The 17,719-nt window shown below is 58.5% G+C and carries 14 protein-coding genes, 2 tRNA genes and 1 pseudogene; 5 read left to right on the top strand and 12 right to left on the bottom strand.

What is annotated here, in order from left to right; genetic code table 11:
* From WBQ77_RS03830 to WBQ77_RS03810, 5 genes and pseudogenes are all read right to left on the bottom strand, one after another.
* Positions 1 to 425, bottom strand: a pseudogene (locus WBQ77_RS03830) (sel1 repeat family protein); the annotation flags it as partial.
* The gene (gene ilvD / locus WBQ77_RS03825) at positions 412 to 2,136 is read right to left on the bottom strand and encodes a dihydroxy-acid dehydratase (RefSeq protein WP_424041462.1); all 1,725 of its coding nucleotides are present in this window, start codon (positions 2,134 to 2,136) and stop codon (positions 412 to 414) included. The gene ilvD and the pseudogene WBQ77_RS03830, both read right to left, overlap by 14 nt.
* A 327-nt stretch (positions 2,137 to 2,463) precedes the next feature.
* Complete coding sequence (locus WBQ77_RS03820) at positions 2,464 to 5,199, bottom strand: valine--tRNA ligase (protein WP_424058981.1); 2,736 nt, start codon at positions 5,197 to 5,199, stop codon at positions 2,464 to 2,466.
* A gap of 194 nt (positions 5,200 to 5,393) precedes the next feature.
* The gene (locus tag WBQ77_RS03815) at positions 5,394 to 6,671 is read right to left on the bottom strand and encodes a DUF2497 domain-containing protein (RefSeq protein ID WP_424044733.1); all 1,278 of its coding nucleotides are present in this window, start codon (positions 6,669 to 6,671) and stop codon (positions 5,394 to 5,396) included.
* Positions 6,672 to 6,823: 152 nt separating this feature from the next.
* Positions 6,824 to 8,290, bottom strand: coding sequence for a TolC family outer membrane protein (locus tag WBQ77_RS03810; RefSeq protein WP_424044731.1), 1,467 nt, complete (start codon positions 8,288 to 8,290; stop codon positions 6,824 to 6,826).
* 373 nt (positions 8,291 to 8,663) lie between these two features.
* Here WBQ77_RS03810 and WBQ77_RS03805 point away from each other — a divergent pair.
* Positions 8,664 to 8,737 (top strand) — tRNA-Cys (locus WBQ77_RS03805).
* Between the two features lie 47 nt (positions 8,738 to 8,784).
* Here the strand turns inward: WBQ77_RS03805 and WBQ77_RS03800 are convergent.
* Both WBQ77_RS03800 and WBQ77_RS03795 read right to left on the bottom strand, forming a co-directional pair.
* Positions 8,785 to 9,150: a GNAT family N-acetyltransferase gene (locus WBQ77_RS03800; RefSeq protein WP_424041506.1), complete on the bottom strand. Its 366-nt coding sequence runs from the start codon at positions 9,148 to 9,150 to the stop codon at positions 8,785 to 8,787.
* Positions 9,151 to 9,297: 147 nt separating this feature from the next.
* The gene (locus WBQ77_RS03795; RefSeq protein WP_424041508.1) at positions 9,298 to 9,555 is read right to left on the bottom strand and encodes a hypothetical protein; all 258 of its coding nucleotides are present in this window, start codon (positions 9,553 to 9,555) and stop codon (positions 9,298 to 9,300) included.
* 227 nt (positions 9,556 to 9,782) lie between these two features.
* On the opposite strand from WBQ77_RS03795, the gene WBQ77_RS03790 reads away from it, so the two are divergent.
* From WBQ77_RS03790 to WBQ77_RS03780, 3 genes are all read left to right on the top strand, one after another.
* Positions 9,783 to 9,858, top strand: a tRNA-Asn gene (locus tag WBQ77_RS03790).
* Between the two features lie 212 nt (positions 9,859 to 10,070).
* Positions 10,071 to 10,202, top strand: a complete 132-nt coding sequence (locus WBQ77_RS03785; protein WP_424041509.1) for a hypothetical protein — start codon at positions 10,071 to 10,073, stop codon at positions 10,200 to 10,202.
* Between the two features lie 4 nt (positions 10,203 to 10,206).
* Positions 10,207 to 11,073, top strand: a complete 867-nt coding sequence (locus WBQ77_RS03780; RefSeq protein WP_424041511.1) for a hypothetical protein — start codon at positions 10,207 to 10,209, stop codon at positions 11,071 to 11,073.
* A gap of 1,314 nt (positions 11,074 to 12,387) precedes the next feature.
* Here WBQ77_RS03780 and WBQ77_RS03775 read toward each other — a convergent pair.
* The 5 genes from WBQ77_RS03775 to WBQ77_RS03755 all read right to left on the bottom strand — a co-directional run bounded on the left by WBQ77_RS03775 (position 12,388) and on the right by WBQ77_RS03755 (position 17,027).
* Positions 12,388 to 12,774 (bottom strand): hypothetical protein, encoded by a 387-nt coding sequence (locus tag WBQ77_RS03775; protein ID WP_424041513.1) that lies wholly within the window; start codon positions 12,772 to 12,774, stop codon positions 12,388 to 12,390.
* A gap of 51 nt (positions 12,775 to 12,825) precedes the next feature.
* Positions 12,826 to 14,244, bottom strand: coding sequence for a hypothetical protein (locus tag WBQ77_RS03770; protein WP_424041515.1), 1,419 nt, complete (start codon positions 14,242 to 14,244; stop codon positions 12,826 to 12,828).
* Between the two features lie 9 nt (positions 14,245 to 14,253).
* A complete protein-coding gene (locus tag WBQ77_RS03765; RefSeq protein WP_424041517.1) occupies positions 14,254 to 15,195 on the bottom strand; it encodes a DUF6384 family protein in 942 nt (313 codons plus the stop codon).
* 27 nt (positions 15,196 to 15,222) lie between these two features.
* Positions 15,223 to 16,428, bottom strand: a complete 1,206-nt coding sequence (locus WBQ77_RS03760; RefSeq protein ID WP_424041519.1) for a cell surface protein — start codon at positions 16,426 to 16,428, stop codon at positions 15,223 to 15,225.
* A gap of 359 nt (positions 16,429 to 16,787) precedes the next feature.
* A complete protein-coding gene (locus tag WBQ77_RS03755; protein WP_424041319.1) occupies positions 16,788 to 17,027 on the bottom strand; it encodes a hypothetical protein in 240 nt (79 codons plus the stop codon).
* 343 nt (positions 17,028 to 17,370) lie between these two features.
* Here WBQ77_RS03755 and WBQ77_RS03750 point away from each other — a divergent pair, with 343 nt between their 5' ends.
* Positions 17,371 to 17,670 carry a hypothetical protein gene (locus tag WBQ77_RS03750; RefSeq protein WP_424041318.1) on the top strand — a complete coding sequence of 100 codons (300 nt, stop codon included), beginning with the start codon at positions 17,371 to 17,373 and terminating at the stop codon, positions 17,668 to 17,670.
* Positions 17,671 to 17,719: the final 49 nt, after the last annotated feature.

The raw sequence follows: 17,719 nt of genomic DNA, 5'->3' as shown, positions 1-17,719 counted from the left end.
GCGTAGGCCGGATCGGGCGGCAGCGGCATGCCGGCAATCCCATCGACATAGAACCGTCCAAGGGCACAAAACGCCTCGCCCACATAACGGGCGATTGGGCTCGAGGCCGGAACGTCCGCATACTGATCGGCAATGTGCTGATAGTAACGGAAGGCCTTGGTTTCGTCCTTTGGTACCGCTTCGCCCTTGGCATAGAGCCGCGCGAGCTTGAGCTGTGCACCGAGGACGCCATGGTCCGCCGCGTATTCCAGCGCGGGAAGCGCCGAGTCCGGCTGACCGGCCTTCATGGCGTTCACGCCTTGGCGATAGGCATCGGTGGCCGACGTATAAGGCGGCGGTGCATCCGTGCTGCTCACGCCTGCGGGCGTCAACACGATAAAGGCCGCAAGCGCGCCGCCGATCTGAGATGCGCTAAATATCGGCATAGCACTTCCCTTCCGCCGCACCGCCGGGATGGGTTACCGCGCCTTCGCGCGCCGCACCGACTTGCTGCGCATATTTCCAGATGTAGCCGCTGTGGAACGTAGGATCGGGATGTTTCCACTTCGCCGCGCGCACCGCCAGATCGTCTTCGTCGACCTCAAGGTCAATCCGGCCGTCGACCGCATCCAGCGTGATCATGTCGCCATCGCGCACAAGAGCGATCGGACCGCAAACCGCCGCCTCGGGGCCCACATGGCCGACGCAGAAACCGCGCGTCGCGCCGGAGAAGCGGCCATCGGTGATGAGCGCAACCTTGTCGCCCATCCCCTGGCCGTAAAGCGCAGCGGTCGTCGACAACATCTCCCGCATGCCGGGGCCGCCTTTTGGCCCCTCATAACGGATGATGAGGACATCACCCTCATTGTATTGTTTTGCACTCACGGCAGCGAACGCTTCTTCCTCGCTATTGAAGCAACGTGCAGGTCCACGGAACTTCAAACTGGCTAGACCTGCGATCTTGACGATGGCGCCATCGGGCGCCAGCGATCCCTTGAGCCCCACCACGCCGCCTGTCGGTGTAATTGGGGTATCAGCAGAACGCACAACATCCTGGTCTGGGTTCCATTGAACCTTCGAAAGATTTTCGGCGATCGTCCGTCCCGTGACGGTGATGCAGTCCCCGTGCAGATAGCCGTGGTCCAAAAGCGTCTTCATCAGAAGCGGCACGCCGCCCGCCTCGAAGAGATCCTTGGCCACATAGCGGCCACCGGGCTTCAAGTCCGCGATATAGGGCGTCTTCTTGAAAATGTCGGCGACATCGAAGAGATCGAACTGGATGCCGCACTCATGGGCGATCGCCGGCAAGTGCAGCGCCGCGTTGGTCGAGCCACCCGACGCCGCGACAACAGCCGCTGCGTTCTCGAGAGCGCGGCGCGTGACGATGTCGCGCGGACGGATATTGAGCGCGAGCAGGTCCATGATCTTCTCGCCCGCGGCCATGCAGAACCGGTCCCGGATCTCGTACGGCGCGGGCGCCCCGGCTGAATAAGGCAAGGCCAAACCGATAGCCTCGGACACGGTGGCCATGGTATTGGCGGTGAACTGCGCACCACAAGCGCCCGCGGACGGGCACGCGACCTGTTCCAGCTCGTCCAAATCTTCGACCGAGATGTTGCCGACTGAGTACTGGCCGACCGCCTCAAATAGGTCCTGAACCGTGACGGGGCGTCCCCGGAACGTGCCGGGCAGTATCGAGCCGCCATAGATGAAGATCGACGGGACGTTGAGCCTGCACATCGACATCATCATGCCGGGCAGAGACTTGTCGCAGCCCGCAAGACCCACAAGCGCGTCGTAGCAATGGCCGCGCATGGTCAGCTCGACACTGTCGGCGATAACTTCGCGCGAGGGCAGCGAGGACTTCATGCCCTGATGACCCATGGCGATGCCGTCCGTCACCGTGATGGTGCAGAATTCGCGTGGCGTGCCTTGCTTAGACGCAACGCCTTGCTTCACCGCCTGCGCTTGGCGCATCAGGGCGATGTTGCACGGCGCGGCCTCGTTCCAGCACGTGGCAACGCCGACGAAGGGCTGGTGAATCTGGCCGCGGGTCAGCCCCATCGCGTAGTAATACGAGCGATGTGGAGCCCGAGACGGCCCTTCCGTTACGTGCCTGCTCGGCAAACGGGACTTATCGAACGTCTTTGCGTCCATTTACCTAATGCTGGCCAACAGTAGCCGCGCTGACGGTCATCCCTCTCAGCCAAGCCTATCAGCCAGTCGCTCCCTGGCCTGCCCCCCCTCGCCTTAATCTTGGCGAGTGTCTCACAAGACCGATGACCCACTACACTAGTTTTGATTTCACAAAGTTTTATGGCGCAAACGAGGCGCAAAGTCTTTGGTTTGTTGTAAATCAGTTACAGTCGCGGTTATTCGCACTTTTCGGCGTTCCATAACGACAGAGCGCGGGGCCTCTCGGCGCCCGTCCGTCGATCGTTCACCGCGCGCCTGCCGCAGGTTGGCAGAGCCTTTTCCGAGTCCCTATAGCGCCGCTTCAAGCCGTTTCAGTGCCTGTTCCAGCTTGGTCGCGGTCGTCTCGGCATCGGCTTTGCGCTCCCGTTGCTCTTCGACCACATGCTGTGGCGCGCGGGATACAAACTTATCGTTGGCGAGCTTGGCATCGATCTGCGTGATCTCGGCGCCGACCTTGTCGATCTCGCGCTTCAAACGGCTCGCCTCCGCATCCATGTCGATGACCCCCTGGAGCGGCAGCGCGATCGTGGCCTCGTCCAGAACGATCTGGACCGAACCCGCCGGCGGTGTCTCGGCAAAATCGATGGTCTCGATCCGAGCCAGCCGCGACAGCGTCTCCAGATGGGCGGCGACATGCTTTTTGGTCTTGTCCTCGGCGCCCGAGATCACCAGCGGCACCTTGGCGCCGGCCGGCACGTTCATTTCCGCCCGGACCGAGCGTACATTGCTGACGAGACGGATCACCCACTCGATCTCCGCATCAGCGCTTGCGTCCTGGAGCCCCTGATGGGTGGGCCAGTCGGTGAGCATCAAGAGGCTATCGCGGCGCGTGCCCTCCGGGGCACGCTTCTCCCAAAGCTCTTCGGTGACGAAGGGCATGAACGGATGTAGGAGCTGGAGCGCCTTATCGAGCACGTAAGCCGCCATGGCCCGCGTCTCGGCCTTCGCCGCCTCATCCTCGCCGGCGAAAACCGGCTTGCTGAGTTCGAGATACCAGTCGCAGTAGATGTGCCAGATGAAATGGTAGATGGCACCGGCAGCGTCGTTGAAACGAAAGCCTTCGAGCGCCTCGGTGACGGCTGAGACAGACCGCTCCAGTTCACCGGCGATCCAGCGGTTCTGCGTGGTCTGCGCGCTCTTGGGATCGAAATCGGCGACGGGAATGCAGTCGTTCATCATGGCAAAACGCGAAGCGTTCCAAAGCTTGGTCGCGAAATTACGATAGCCCTCGACCCGCGCGCCGGACAGTTTGATGTCACGCCCCTGCGCGGCCATGGCCGCGAGCGTGAAGCGCAAGGCGTCGGCGCCATAGGCGTCGATCAGCTCCAGGGGATCGATGACGTTCCCCTTCGACTTCGACATCTTCTGGCCCTTCTCGTCGCGGACCAGCGCATGAATGTAGATGTTGCGGAACGGCACTTCGTCCATGAAGTGCAGCCCCATCATCATCATCCGGGCGATCCAGAAGAAGATGATGTCGAACCCGGTGACGAGCACGTCGGTCGGGTAATAGCGCGCAAGCTCCGGCGTCTCGTCGGGCCAGCCCAGCGTCGAGAACGGCCACAGCCCGGAGGAGAACCACGTGTCGAGCACGTCCTCGTCGCGCGCGAGCGGCTCATCCTTGCCGTAATGCGCCTTTGCCACGGCTTTGGCATCGGACTCGTTTTCGGCAACGAAGATCTCGCCGTCCGGCCCATACCAGGCCGGGATCTGGTGCCCCCACCAGAGCTGGCGCGAGATGCACCAGGGCTGGATGTTTTCCATCCAGTGGAAGTAGGTGCTCTCCCAGCTCTTCGGCGCGAAGGTGGTTCGGCCGCTTCTCACCGCCTCGATGGCGGGCTTGGCGAGCGTCGCCGCATCCACGTACCACTGGTCGGTCAGGAACGGCTCGATCACCGCGCCCGAGCGGTCGCCATGCGGCACCGCATGAACATGGGCCTCGATCGTCTCGAGATAGTCGTGGTTTTCCATGCACTCGACGATCATGGTCCGCGCCGCGAACCGGAACACGCCGTTCCATTCGAGGACCTTGCCTTGCAGCTGGGGCGTCATCTCAACGCCTTGCATGAAATCGGTCTCCGGCCCGATATCGAGCCGCGCGTCCTTGCTGAGCACGCTGATCATGGGCAGGCCGTGACGCTTGCCCACCTCGAAGTCATTGAAGTCGTGCGCGGGCGTGATCTTCACCGCTCCGGAGCCCTTTTCGGGGTCCGAATACTCGTCCGCGACGATCGGAATGCGCCGGCCGATGATCGGCAAAATCACGTTCTTGCCGACCAGATGCTTGTAACGCTCATCGTCCGGATGAACCGCGACGGCGGTATCGCCCAGCATGGTCTCCGGCCGCGTGGTCGCGACCACGATGAAGGTTGAGGGATCTTCCGGATCGAAGGTGACGCCTTCGATCGGATAGCGCAGATGCCATAGATGGCCCTTGCTCTCAATCTGCTCGACTTCGAGATCGGAGATCGCGGTGAGCAATTGCGGGTCCCAGTTCACCAGCCGCTTGTCTTTGTAAATCAATCCGGCGCGATGGAGCTCCACGAAGACCTTACGAACAGCCTTGGACAAGCCATCGTCCATGGTGAAGCGCTGGCGCGACCAATCGCACGAGCAGCCGAGGCGTTTGAGCTGGCCGATGATCGTGTTGCCGGACTCTTCCTTCCACTGCCAGATCCGTTCGATAAACTTCTCGCGGCCCATGGTCCGCCGATTGGGCTCCTGCCGCTCCATAAGCTGGCGCTCGACGACTATCTGCGTGGCGATGCCCGCATGGTCGGTGCCCGGCTGCCACAACACGTCGCGGCCCCGCATGCGCTCGAAGCGCACCAGGACATCTTGCAGCGTGTTGTTGAGCGCGTGCCCCATATGGAGCGACCCGGTGACGTTCGGCGGCGGGATGACAACCGCAAATGGCTTTGCACCCTCGCGGTCGCCGCGGCCTGCGGCGAACGCGCGCGCGCCCTCCCAGGCACTATAAATGGGGCCTTCGAAATTCTTTGGTTGGTATGTCTTGTCGAGCATGGACGGTCGTGAACGCCTGGATACGTGGGCTTGTAAAGAACCGCCCAGCATGGTGGTGCTGGGCGAAACACTGCGCCTGCGCGTCCTACGACCGCAACTTCCATGCTGTCAATGATCGTCTGTGCAGACACGGCCGTCCGCTCAGTTTCAATCGCTGCACAATGCTGCCCGCGATCCAATCTTGCCCGCGAAGTTCAGTCTTGGCTGCGTTGCACCGAGTCCGAGTCGAGTTCCTCGCGGATCATGCGCGGCATGTTTTCATTCAGCCATTCGCGCAGCATCGGACGAAGCATCTCCCTGATACTGTCCTCAAGCGTCTTAGACCCGGGTGTCTCGTGCGAAGCTACGCCATTGGTCTCGCTGACGAGCACCTCGGACGCAATCTCTGGTACGGGCGGCGTGAAGACTGGTGCCGGTTCCGGCTCGGCTGGCGGCACGCCAAAGTCCTGCGGCGGCCAAAACGGCGCGCTCTCGGGCGCCGCCTCTTCGAGAACGATCGTATCCTCGGTTTCCGTCTCCGACAAAACCAGCTCGGCCTCGCCCTCCGCTTCGAAATCAAGGCTCTCAGGGGTGAACGCGGCATCCGAGGTCGGCTCCAATTCCAAAGTGGCGTCGGCTTCTGGATCCAGATGCGTTTCGGATTCCGGTGCCGGCGAGTCCATGGGGACCGCCATCGGCATGTCGCTAGGCAGCGGAATAACCCCGGTCGGCGTCTCGGCAAACTCTGCCTCAAGCGGCTCGGGGCCCATATCGGCGGCAGCCTCGAAGCTCGGGACTGGTGTCTCGAAACTCGGGGCTGGTGCAGGAGCCGCTGACGGCGACTGACCGGCCTTCAGCGCGGCGATAGCACGCTCAAGCGCGCTTGCCGCCTCCTCGCTGGCAGACAGCTTGGGCGCCTCCGGCTCAACTTGCGCAAAGCCCTCCGGTGCCGGCACTGGCGGCATCTCGGGCACAGGCGGCATTTCCGGCGCGACAAATTCCTCAGCTTGAGGGGCTGCCTCGGTCGGCTCCGCAAACTCCACGACTTCGACCGTTTCGACGAGTCCCTCGGTCTCGACGACTTCGATATCCGGCTGGAGATCGTCGGGCTGTATATCGTCCAGCTCCAGCAGGTCGCCGACCTCTTTGGTCTCGTCGACGAATTCGGGGTTGGTGTCCACGACCTCAGCAGTCGCCAGAAGTTCTTGGGGCTGATCGTCCTCAACCAGCTCCAGCCCGCCAAGCTCGCCGGTGAGATCCATGATCTCCTCGTCTTCGTTGGCCGGCGCGTCGCCGCTGGAACTCAGGACGCGGGCGATGTCGTCGATAATCTGATTATCGGCTTCGCCCTCAAGACCCTCGTGTTCGGTTTGCGCCGTGGCGGCCGATTTGTCGCCTGGGGCCTTGCCTGTTTCATCGTCTGTAATGATCCGACGGATGGAAGCCAGAATATCTTCCATCGTCGGTTCGGGAGCGCGCTCGGTGCTGCTCATAACTAAATCCCTTGCCGCCTCTCAAACTGACATTGCCCAGCCAAATCTGCCGGAGCTAATCCCAACCAATAACTTAACACAATGCTAATGGCCAAGTCTTCGATTGGCTTGATGTTTGGCGTCTATGGTTAACGTGAAGGCGTAGGAATGGTTCAGTTGCCCGCAAGGGACGGTTCTGGTGGATTTAGGCCAAAAAGCTTGTTCTTGATGATCTCATAATGCTCAAACGGATCATAATAAGGCACTGACAAGCCAAGCGTTTGGGCATCCATACGACCGATTGCCGAGTAGAGCGAATACTCAGCGACAACCCTGTCGCGCAGGGCCGAAACGAGCCCAATCTGGGAGTTCAGAAGCTCCCGCTGCGCATCCAGGACATCCAGCGTGGTACGCTGCCCCACCTTTTCTTCTTCCCGGACACCTGTCAGAGCGATCTTATTGGCCGAGACCGCGGACTCCGCGGACCGGATGGCCGGGCCCGAAGATTGCAAGATTCCCCAGTTGGCAATGACGTCCGCGTGGACCCGGAGGCGGGCGTCCTCGACCTCGCGCTTCAGCTGGTTGTTGGTCTCCTTGGCTTGACGCACCCGCGCAGAGACACTGCCGCCCTGGTAGAGCGGGACGCTGACACGGCCAGTGACCGAGGTGGTCTCGGTATCCCTGATCGACTGGCTTTGATCGAAGGCCTTGTCGTACTGGGCCTCAAGCGAAACTGTGGGAAGCAATTCGCCCATGATCCGCTCAACCGCGAAGAGTGAGGACTCCTCGTTATAGACAGCGGTAAGAATAGCGGGATTTTCGCCGTCCCCTAGCGTCATTGCCACATCCAAAGATTTCGGCAGAAGATGAAGGATGGACGGCGGCGCCTGCAGGTTCCCTGGGGGATGGCCGACAATCTGCTCGTAGGTCGCCCGGCTGGTCTTTAGGTTGGCCTGGGCGCCAGCCAGGGTCGCGAGCGCTTCGGACCGCCGCGCTTCGGCTTGGGCCACATCGGTCCGGGTCACCTCGCCCACATCGAACCGATCCTGTGTGGCCTTTAATTGCTCGCTCAGCACGCGCACATCATTCTCACGCAGGCGAACCACGGCCTGGTCGCGCACCACGTTCACATACCCGGTGGCCGCGTCGAGGAGCACGACCTGCTCCACCTGACGGAGCGTCTCGCGCTGCGCCTGCACCAAGGACTTTGCCTCACGCACGGCATTTAGGTTCTGAAACCCCCCGAACAGCAACTGCGACAGGGTGACGCCATAGCCGTGAGGATGCGTCACGCCGGTGGACCCAATTCCCCTGCTGAACGCCGCGCCGGCTCCCCGAAAATTGCTGTTCTGATTCCGATAAGCGGCGCTGCCAGAGCCAATTATGCTTGGCCTCAGTCCCGACTTGGCCAGAGCGACCTGCTCGTCGATGGCGCGCAGACGCGCCCGTTCGGCATTGAGGCGCGGATTGAGGAGGTAAGCGTCGGCGAGCGCCTGCTCCAGTGTCTCGGCTGAGGCGGATGTCGGCTCAAGACCCGATGCCGCGCCAATCAGGACCCCGAACCCGAGCGCAAGCATGCGTAGGAACGACGAACGCTCCGCACAGCGCAACGACTGGCACTTGCCCTGCAAACCAAGCACTCTTTTCAATCTCCCAACGGTCAACGGAGCCCCGACCGTTGCCACGTCTCACAATAAAGCAAGCGAAACGTCAAAAGATAGCCGGGAAGGGTCACTCCCCCGGTATTTCCGCAAAAAACTCAACGCACTGTGGGATCATCGCAACACTGGCCTTAGGCCGCTCACCTTGTCATTTTTTGCCCCACGTTCCTGCCATCGGCCCGGTCAGTCGGTGCGGCTTCCCCGAGCCCCCCTCGCCGGAGCCACAACCAAGCGGCGCGACCGAACGCCGCGCCGGTCGCAGGCTTACCTACGATCAAGGCGCGCGGGTGTATGCAAAAACCAACGAGACGCTGGACACGAGCGAGATGTGAGCTACAAGGTCCAACTCGGTGGCCACGTGGCGGAGTGGTGACGCAGCGGACTGCAAATCCGTATACCCCGGTTCGATTCCGGGCGTGGCCTCCAACAACTTAGCTGATTGACCTGCCTACGTTTTCCGCGTGTAGGCGCTTCTAATATCTACAGGCTTCCAACAGGATCGAGCGGCGGTCCTCGTCGCGAGCATGCTCCTCGAGGAACGTTCGCCTCCGCCTCCATCCTAAGCCCTCATAGAAATTGGCGGTGGTGCTGTTCCCCCTATCGCAACCCAGCCAAGCCACCCTGTACGACCGTCTTGCTAGCGCCGCTTCGGCAGCGCACAGCAAATAGCTCCCTAGGCCCTGTCTCCAGAATGCCAGGGCAATGAATAGCAGATAGACCTGATTTCCTCGTACGGTATAGAAGCCCTGGGCGTCGTCGGCGGACAGTGCGACACGGGTTGAGCCGACATGCGGCTCGGGCCCGCGCCGCGAAGCATTCGAGCATCGGCTGGTGCACAACCTCGACCGGTAGGATGTCAGCGTGCGCGCCGTGCTAGCTCAGCCACCACAACCGCGCGACCGCCTCCACGTCGTTTGCTGTCATATCGCGTATCTGCATGATGTCCTCTCAGCAATTCTCAAGGCGGCGGCCATCGTCGAGTGTCTTTAGTCTGTTCCGTTTTGCCCCGTCTGCTTCTCGTCCTTGTGGCGATCCCACCACAGGGTGAGCTGCCGCCGCCAGTGGCGTACGGCCGGCAGATCGACGGAGAGAACTAGCAAGCCTAAGGGAATCATCCAGAAGCCGAGGACGGGCAGGAAGCCCAAGAGCCCGCCGCCGACAAGCATGGTCCCCAATCCGATGCGGACCGGTTTGGATTTCGGCAGATGGAGGCGGCGGTCGAAGATGCGGATTTTTTGGGCCATGCTCGGAAACGTCGGCTCCTTGAAAGGCGCGCGCCGGAGCGCCCGCGACTTTGCGAATTTTGCCAATTCTGGTTGAACCGGCCCGACGCCGGGGATAAGACCTCCTGGCGCGCAAGGCAACCATCGCCAACTTCCGTTGGCCCGGCACGCGTAAAGCGCTGGAAAGCACGTCATCGTTTTGCTATCTAGCGCGTCGGCACGGCGCGGGTTCGACCGGCCTGCCCTGCTCCCCGGTAGCTCAGTTGGTAGAGCAAGCGGCTGTTAACCGCTGGGTCGCTGGTTCGAGTCCGGCCCGGGGAGCCAAATCTCCCAATAACTTATATCATCTCAGTTTCCGCCGCCCTTGGCTTCGGGCAACATCTCGGCAACATCCTGCAGGTTTGAGACCGCTGAGACCTTTTCTGTTGAAGCGCCGCCCCAACTCTTTTCCGGCCGCCAGATCCCAGGTCCTAAACGCGGTAGGCTGACGCTGGTACACTCAGCCTGCGCGGGGGGAAGCACAGAGGGGCTTCCCAATGACAGACGACAAGGCACGCGAGATAGCGAAGGGTCTAATCCAGGGTTACATCGGGCCGGATCACAAGGTGATCAACATCAAGGCTTTCTATTCGGCGCTGGTGGAGGCGCTGAGGGAGGCGGGGAACTGAGCACATGGACTTCATCACAGTCATCATAGCTGTGGCGGGTGTTGCCTTCTACGTTTGGGCCACGTGGGCTGACAAGAAGCAGCAAGCCCGAAGAGACCCGTTCGCGAGCCAATGGGAGAAAGAACGGGCTAGTGAAGAGCACAGCCTTAAAGCGACAGCCGGCTTCGAGAGGCAGGCGAGGCATTCCTTTGAATATGGAGTCCCGGACGCGATCAAGGGGCAGGACTTCTACATATATTCGCAGCTAGCCAAACCCTGGTTCGAGAAGCTCACCGCCAAGCATCGCTATGACGAGGACATGCTGAAGCGTTTACGTATTGACTGGCTGGAGTATCTGAACGCCTTGGAGCGTTGGCCAACCGATTTCTTTCTTTCGTTCGAGACAGATGACGAGAAGAAAGGCGAGGAATATCGGCGGGATGGCGATCTATTGAGGTCCCGCGCTCGCGTTATCGAGAATGGCTTTGCCGCTGCGATCGGTGAGGATGCAGAGCACGAACTGGCCCGGGTTCGAGAAAAGGACAGAGACTGCTTCAACAAGTGGGGAGAGATTGCGCCGAAGGGAAAGAAGTTCTGTATCTTCACTGGGGAGCTGGAGGACTACGACGGTGATAACGATGAAGATGATGGCGTTAGCTCGATTGACGTGAAGCTAAAGTGCTTAGACGCACGAAACTGCATTCCAAAATTTGCGCACCCAGAGACACGACAAGAGGCCCTTGATGAATACCGACGCCTTGTCAGTGATGCTTTGAGGGAAGCACTGGAAATTTCAGAGGACGTCGACCGAGATGTGGCTCTTCGGCATATCATCGACCTTAGTTGTGAACTGAAGGACTTCACGACCGCCGATGCAATTCGGCCATGTTAACTAACGATGCCCAGTGGCGAAATGTTGCGCAGGCCATTTCTGTGGCGAGAGGTGAACAGAGCCCGTCATCAGGAGCTGCTTAGTAAGAAGAGCGGACACGCGCTGAGGAATGCGAGCGAAATGCAGACGCTGACATAGCGCAGTTTCTCACACTCGATGAGGCGCGGCGGATTGCTGTGAATGTTGCTAAACTACCGCGGCTTTGAAAAGCCGAAAACATGGGAGAGTAGAGCCGTGGCAGCTTTCATCCAAAAAAAATGGGCGTGTTGCTTCTCTCTTTCTCATTCCGTTCCTTCTGAACGGGTGGGATGACTTGGAAGAAGCGTCTGTTACCCGCAGGGGATCAAAGTAACTCTTCACGTCCGCATCAATCCAGTTATCCTCTCTCCTGGCCTCACGAAACCCCAAATCGATTTTGCTGAGGAAGCACAACTCTGCGACCAGATAAAGAACGCCATATCGTTCTCTTAGCAGTCTAGCGAGGCAGGTAGTCCGAAAAATATTGTGTTTGCCAATGACATAATACCTGGATTTGAGGCCGGTGACTCTTTTCAAACGGACTGCTTTTACATAGCCAACATAGCTCTCGATCCAGGTGAGTACACGATCAGCGTCATTACGAACGCCACAGCGGTGGGTAACGTGCCGGACTGGTCTGCCAATTGTGTAACGCAAATTCAGGCTCCAACGATGGATTTTCACCCGGAATACAAAATGAATTTCCGCCAGAACAAGTTTCTTACGCCAATTGCCCATCCGGGTTGCTGCACAGCCGACGGCACAACACAAGATCCGACTCCTGGAAACCCACCAAATTGCTGACATCTTCACCTTCGATGAGGCGCGTCGGATTGCTGTGAATGTTGCTAAGCTGCCGGGGTTGTTGTGGTGGCATTTCACCATGGCAAGTCGCCGAGAGGTGCGTTAGGGGGAACGACTGTGTACACGCGTATTGCAATCACGTGTCTCGTAATAACCTTTGCGGGGCCCGCATCAGCCGATGCACTTTTTGATGCCTACGAAACCTGCAAGAAGAAAGCATTTCGTCAAGCTTCCATAGGGAAAAAATCGGGTTGGGACAGGGAGAGGGTGAACAGCTTTTTCTTCGAGGAGACGCGGGAGTGCATGGAAAGCACGGGATATCGGTTCATCTGCCTTCGCAACAATGGCCCAATTCCAAACTCCGAGCTTATGGCTAGCTGCTACGACAGGCGGTGAGCTTACATCTACGCAAGACCGACAAATCAAGAAGCTGACATAGCGCAGGCTCTGACCTTCGATGAGGCGCGGCGGATCGCCGTGAATGTTGCTAAGCTACCGGGGCTTCTTGGCCATTGCCGACAGCAAAGCCCCCGCCGCAGCGTTAGCCAAATCGTCGAACCCGCCGGGTGCGTGGTCGATGCTGTCACGGCCTCCGCGTGAAGTGCGGCGTTCCAAGCTTAACAACTGTGTGATCAGACGCTTGTTGCCAAGCAGCTTGACCTTCCCTGAGTTCACGAGCGGTAAAAAATCACGGTAGAGGTCCGACTTTGGAGCATCGGCGGGATCGTAAATAACCCCATGTCGTCGGAAGGCTTCCCGGACCCATTCACCGCTATAGCGGTCACCATTGATCCTGATAATGCCATACGCCTTCAGCACGTTCGCAAAGTCAGCGACCACGGCCTCTGGGCTGAATGGTGGCCGACGCTCGCGGATCACATCGAGGACTCCAACGTCATCTGCCTAAAAGCGGACATTTCAGGGGGTCCGCTAAAATCCGCCGGTTGTGCGAAAGCCGCCCGGTCTCGACCGGCCGCGTGGCCGACTCCCGATCGTGCCGCCTGCTGTCCATGGCCCGCTGGAGGGTAAGCGGAGGGCACCACCAAGGTTGCCGCGGTGTGGACGCCGCCGTTGCCGATAGCCCACGTCGAACAGATCACCGAGTTGTCCGCTCTCCAACGCGCCTGCGAGAATTCCCCCAATCACTTCGCCGATCGCGTCCCCGTTGCTGAAACCGCCAATCGGATTATCGTAGCCCGAACGGTAAAATCGGTCGCGTGAATTTTCCAGTTCGGCTCGTCTTTCAGAAAGTCTGACTATCGCCTGTCGCGCCTCGGCAATTTGACTCTCAATATCTCGAATGCGGCTCACGTATTGATTCAGCTGGCTGACAAGACTTTCGTCTTCACCCGTAGAGGTCTGCTTTGCCTCGCGCCACAATTGATTGAGGTCCTCACGCTCGAGTGCCTTCGCGAGCATTTCTACTGCACCGCGATATGTGGAGTCTCGACGAGGATCCAAGAGAATTTTGTCTTCCTGGGCACGCCCTTCAAACGCCGCGCGAAGTTCGTCAAGTCGGCCCTCTGCATCAATTAGAGCTTCATGCAGCTTTTCCAATCGACTCTCAAGCTCGCCCATCCCGCGAGCATTCAATAAACCGCGTTCGACCTTCTCCAAAGCGATATCTTCCGCTTCAGCTTTCTCCGCCACATATTTGGCGTGCTGTCGAAGCCGCTTCGTGATTTCTGTAAGCATACGATAGTCCTGGCGAGCATGTTCAAAGCCGATTAACCGTGCAATTTTGGCGTCAAAGAAACGTGTGAGGCCACCGGCCTCATAGCGGGACGTCCCATAGCTGGCATTCCACAAATACATGAAGAGCGGATCGGCTTTGTAGGGCTTGCCTTTGTCATCGAGATCAGCTTCAGCATTGGCCGCCTTCGCGTCAGCCGCCTTCGCGATAGCCGCCGCCTTTGCGAGATTCTCGCGCTGTGTGCGCCAATCATCATCCGCCTCAATTTCGGCTTCTGCAGCATCTTTGAGGTCTTCAATTGCCTGGATGGCGGCATCAACCTCATCGACTTTCACTAGACGCTCATCTTCTGCTTTTGCAATCTGCCTCTCCAGCGCTTTTCGATCAGCCATCGCTTTATCTACGCGCTTCTGCCATTGCTGTATCAATTCGAGCGCCTTGGCTTCTACATTGTCAATCTGATCGAATATTTCACCTTGTTTCAGTGCGTCGAGGCGCAAGCGTGCGAGCTCTCGGAATGCATCGGCTTGCCGGGTCCTCAGTGCAGCAAGCTCTTCGGACGCATTGCGCAGAACCCCTGCCAAGTTGTCCTCGTCGCGGCGGATACCGCGGAGGGCCTGTTCGAGGGACGATAGGGCGTTGCGAGACGAGATCATTTGAACCCGCTACCAGTTGGTTATTGATCCGCCCGAAACTGGCATAGAGTACACCGGCTTCAGTGCGCCACGCTGCTTCATACCGATGACACGCTCCTGAATGATTCCGTCATCGAGCTTGTCGTCGCGGACGTCTAAATAAGTCTGTTGGGGTACGCGAACGGCCCACACATCGACTGTTTCCTTCTGGCCAGTCTCTTCATTGGTAATCGCTCGCGACAATTTTGATCCGTCAGGCGCAATCGCTTCGACGATCAGGTAGTAGTTCCGAGCGTTTGGATTAACGTCCGGGGTCGTCTCCACCGCTGATTGGCCGCGCTGGACGATAACCAAGTTGTAAGTCAGCGTGAGGTCTTCCCGCATAACTTTGAGGTTGGCAATTGCCTGTCTTGCACGGGCAGCATCTAAACGCGATATGGCGCTCGCAGCCTCCGCCTCAAGAGCCTCCACTGCTTCCTTGGCTTCGTCTGTGCGTGCTTCCGCGCGTGCCTCCGTCGCCGCGGTCTCCAGCTCTTTTGGAAGTGTTTCCGTTAGCTCGATGCGCGTCGCCTCTGCATCTTGCCTTGCTGATGACGACTGCCACCACCAATTGCCCAACAACAGCCCGCCGACGAGCAAGAAGGCGGCTAATATGCTCCCCACAAATGTTCGTCTGACCCACAGCATCGCGAGTCTACGCTTGAACGTCGAGCCTTTGCGCTCGTAGGTGAAGCGGCTCTCTCTTAGCGCCTCGATACCCTCATCAAGAATTCGGTCACTAACTTCAAGTCCCTGGCCTTGGTAAATTTCACGCAACCGTCTTTTTAGCACCTTATCCCGACTTGATTGGTCGAGTTCGCGTTCGACAAGATTCTGCTCATGACGGAGTGTGTCGACCACATCCATCGCCAGCATTAGGTCATCAAGCTTGGGTGCCGGCACCGGTTTGCCGACACGCTCTCCACTCATCATTGTTCGTTGCCTGCCAAGAAGACTATGTTAGCCGGAGACCGATTCTGCCTGGCGCTGTTCCTCAATCACCAAAGCATTGCCTTTTTCAGCCAGCCTTGCGACACGACGCTTACCGTCTTCAACGGCCTCTCGGATCTCCTCCGAATTCTGAGTGGCAAGCTTTCGCATCTCGGCGATGATCTCGGTTGATTTCTCCTGATAATTGACTACTGAATCCACTAGCTTCTTTACAGCGTCGGCCCGGATAGTCGGACCATAGCCGGCTTTAAGCGCCTCTTCCTGTACCTTGCCGCCGATTTCAGAGAGGACCTCAATCGACTTCGATACGCCTTCCTTCATTTCGTTGAGTGTCTCGGTGGCCTCATGCAGGCCAAACATGCCTGTGAATGACGCTTTAAGCGCGGTCAAGACTGAGTCGTTGGTGGTGAAGAAAGACACCGATTGCTGGTACACTCGCTCCTTGGCGGATGTCGCCTGCATGAGGCGGGCCATAATGACCTCGGAGGTGTTGTAACCGATGGTAAGATTATCGGCGAGATCCTTGGCGATCTGGTAGCGGCCTTCCGAATCCTGCATGCGGCGTAAGAGCTCGTCGCGGGCAAGTTCTAGCTTGGCACGTTCGACAGAATGTTTCCCTTGATAGCTTTCGACCGCCCTCGATGCCTCGTTGAGCTTGTCTTTGGCCTGAACTAATTCGGTTTCAGCCTTTTTGAGAACTTCGAGTGCTGACACTTCGGCCTGCTTTAACGCACCGCGAAAGTCCCGATAAGCTTCCATTATCACTTGCTCGCGCTGAATCTGATCCTTGGTGTCACTCGATACTTCAAGATAGATTTCTTTGAGCTTGTCGAAGCGGGCTGCAATATCTCCGCGCGATATTTTCATCCAAACGTTCGTCGCGCGCTCGAAGACGTCGAGTTTGTCGTCCGAAATTTGGTCAACCATTCGCTTTGTATCATCGCGTATCGAGTTAAAGCCTCGTGTAATGTCGTCGTAGCGTTCACCGATCTTAACTTGGCTGAGCTGCTCACGGACGATTTCGTTAAAGACGCTCATTTGATCGAGCGTCCGCGTGATGACGGCAATCCGTCCAGGATCGAGATCGGTGATCTTTTCGAGCAGTCCGGCGATCGGTTCCTCGCCACTTTTCTCTGGCATCAAGCCGAGGCTGTGCATCGCATTGGTTGCTTTGTCGAGATATTGCAGAGGCGTTTTGGCGACCACTTCAGACATTGCTGTCCTCCCAGTTTCAGCTTCTCAAAATCTAACACGGGCATTGGTAGACCCCACTATTTATATCAGCCCTGTGACACTGTCATAATGGGTGGAGTGGCCCTGTCTACCGACCTTTTCTTGGGGCTTGCGAGACCTGACAATGAGTAAGGTTCCCCCCAAGAGGAACCCCCGAAGCCCCGGTTCGCCCCCCACGTCTGGGGCTTCTTCTTGTCCGAAGAGTTTAGGCAAAGAAAAAGCCCGGTCCCCCCGGACCAGGCTTTCCCCCCTAGCAAATGCTAGTTCCCTCAAATCTGTAGCTCGATTCGTGCGCACTTTAGACCGGCAAGCGTGGCAATTCTCGGGCGGCTATGCTCAGCCTATGCTGCGAGTGAACCTTCGGGCTTTTTCGACCGTTCCAGCCAAAAAGTCTTCATAGCGGCCAATACGTCAGCATATTGATAGACGGCTCCATTCGACAGATTCTTGCCAATCTGCCCCGTCCACACGACGACAGAATCTTCACGCGCAGGATGCGGAATGAATTCTGCTTCGGTCGGTTTGTGTACGACCACACCATCTCGGACCTCAAACTGGTCGGGCGTAACGTTTGCGTGCATCGTCGGAACCTCCAAGGCTTAGGTAATTGCACTTCACTTGGCGCAACTACCACCATTTCACTGTGTTGGAATTGAGGATTGATTAACTCACATGCGATGCAGCAAGCTATTCTCAGCCCTGCGCGGGGGAAGCACAGAGGGGCTTCCACATGACAGACGACGATATAGCGCGTGACCGGCAACTGGCTTGATCCCCGTCAAAGCCATTGCGACGCCCGCAGGAGCCTAATGGCAGAGCCGCGCTTAGAGAGAATCACGTCCCTGCCGGGTATTGTTTGGGCACCGCCGAGGCGCGGTTTGCATAAGTACGCAGGCCGGGTCACCACCTAGGAGGTCGTGAACGATGACGATGCTGATCGGCAAACGACGTGATCTTGAGTTGCCGCCCGTACATGTGCCGGGCATTGACTCAGGCGGAATTGCTGTTGGTGCCTTTGCTGTTGGTGCCTTTGCTGTTGGTGCAATTGCCATCGGCGCACTTGCCATCGGCCGCTTAAGCGTACGACGGGCGGAAGCGCAGAAGCTTTACCTCGGGGAGGTGGAAATTGACGAGCTTATGGTCAAGCGCCTTCATGTGATCGAAACCACGAGCGGACACGCAGACCCTAAAGCAGAAGATCATCCGGCAAACAAGCCGGGGTGACACCGGTGATTGAAGGCCGCCGAAACAGCCTCTTTGTTGGCTTACAACG

The organism is Methyloceanibacter sp. (assembly GCF_049590335.1).
GTDB lineage: Bacteria > Pseudomonadota > Alphaproteobacteria > Rhizobiales > Methyloligellaceae > Methyloceanibacter.
The sequence above is the reverse complement of the archived record's forward strand: the minus strand, read 5'-3'. Positions and strand labels throughout refer to the sequence as shown.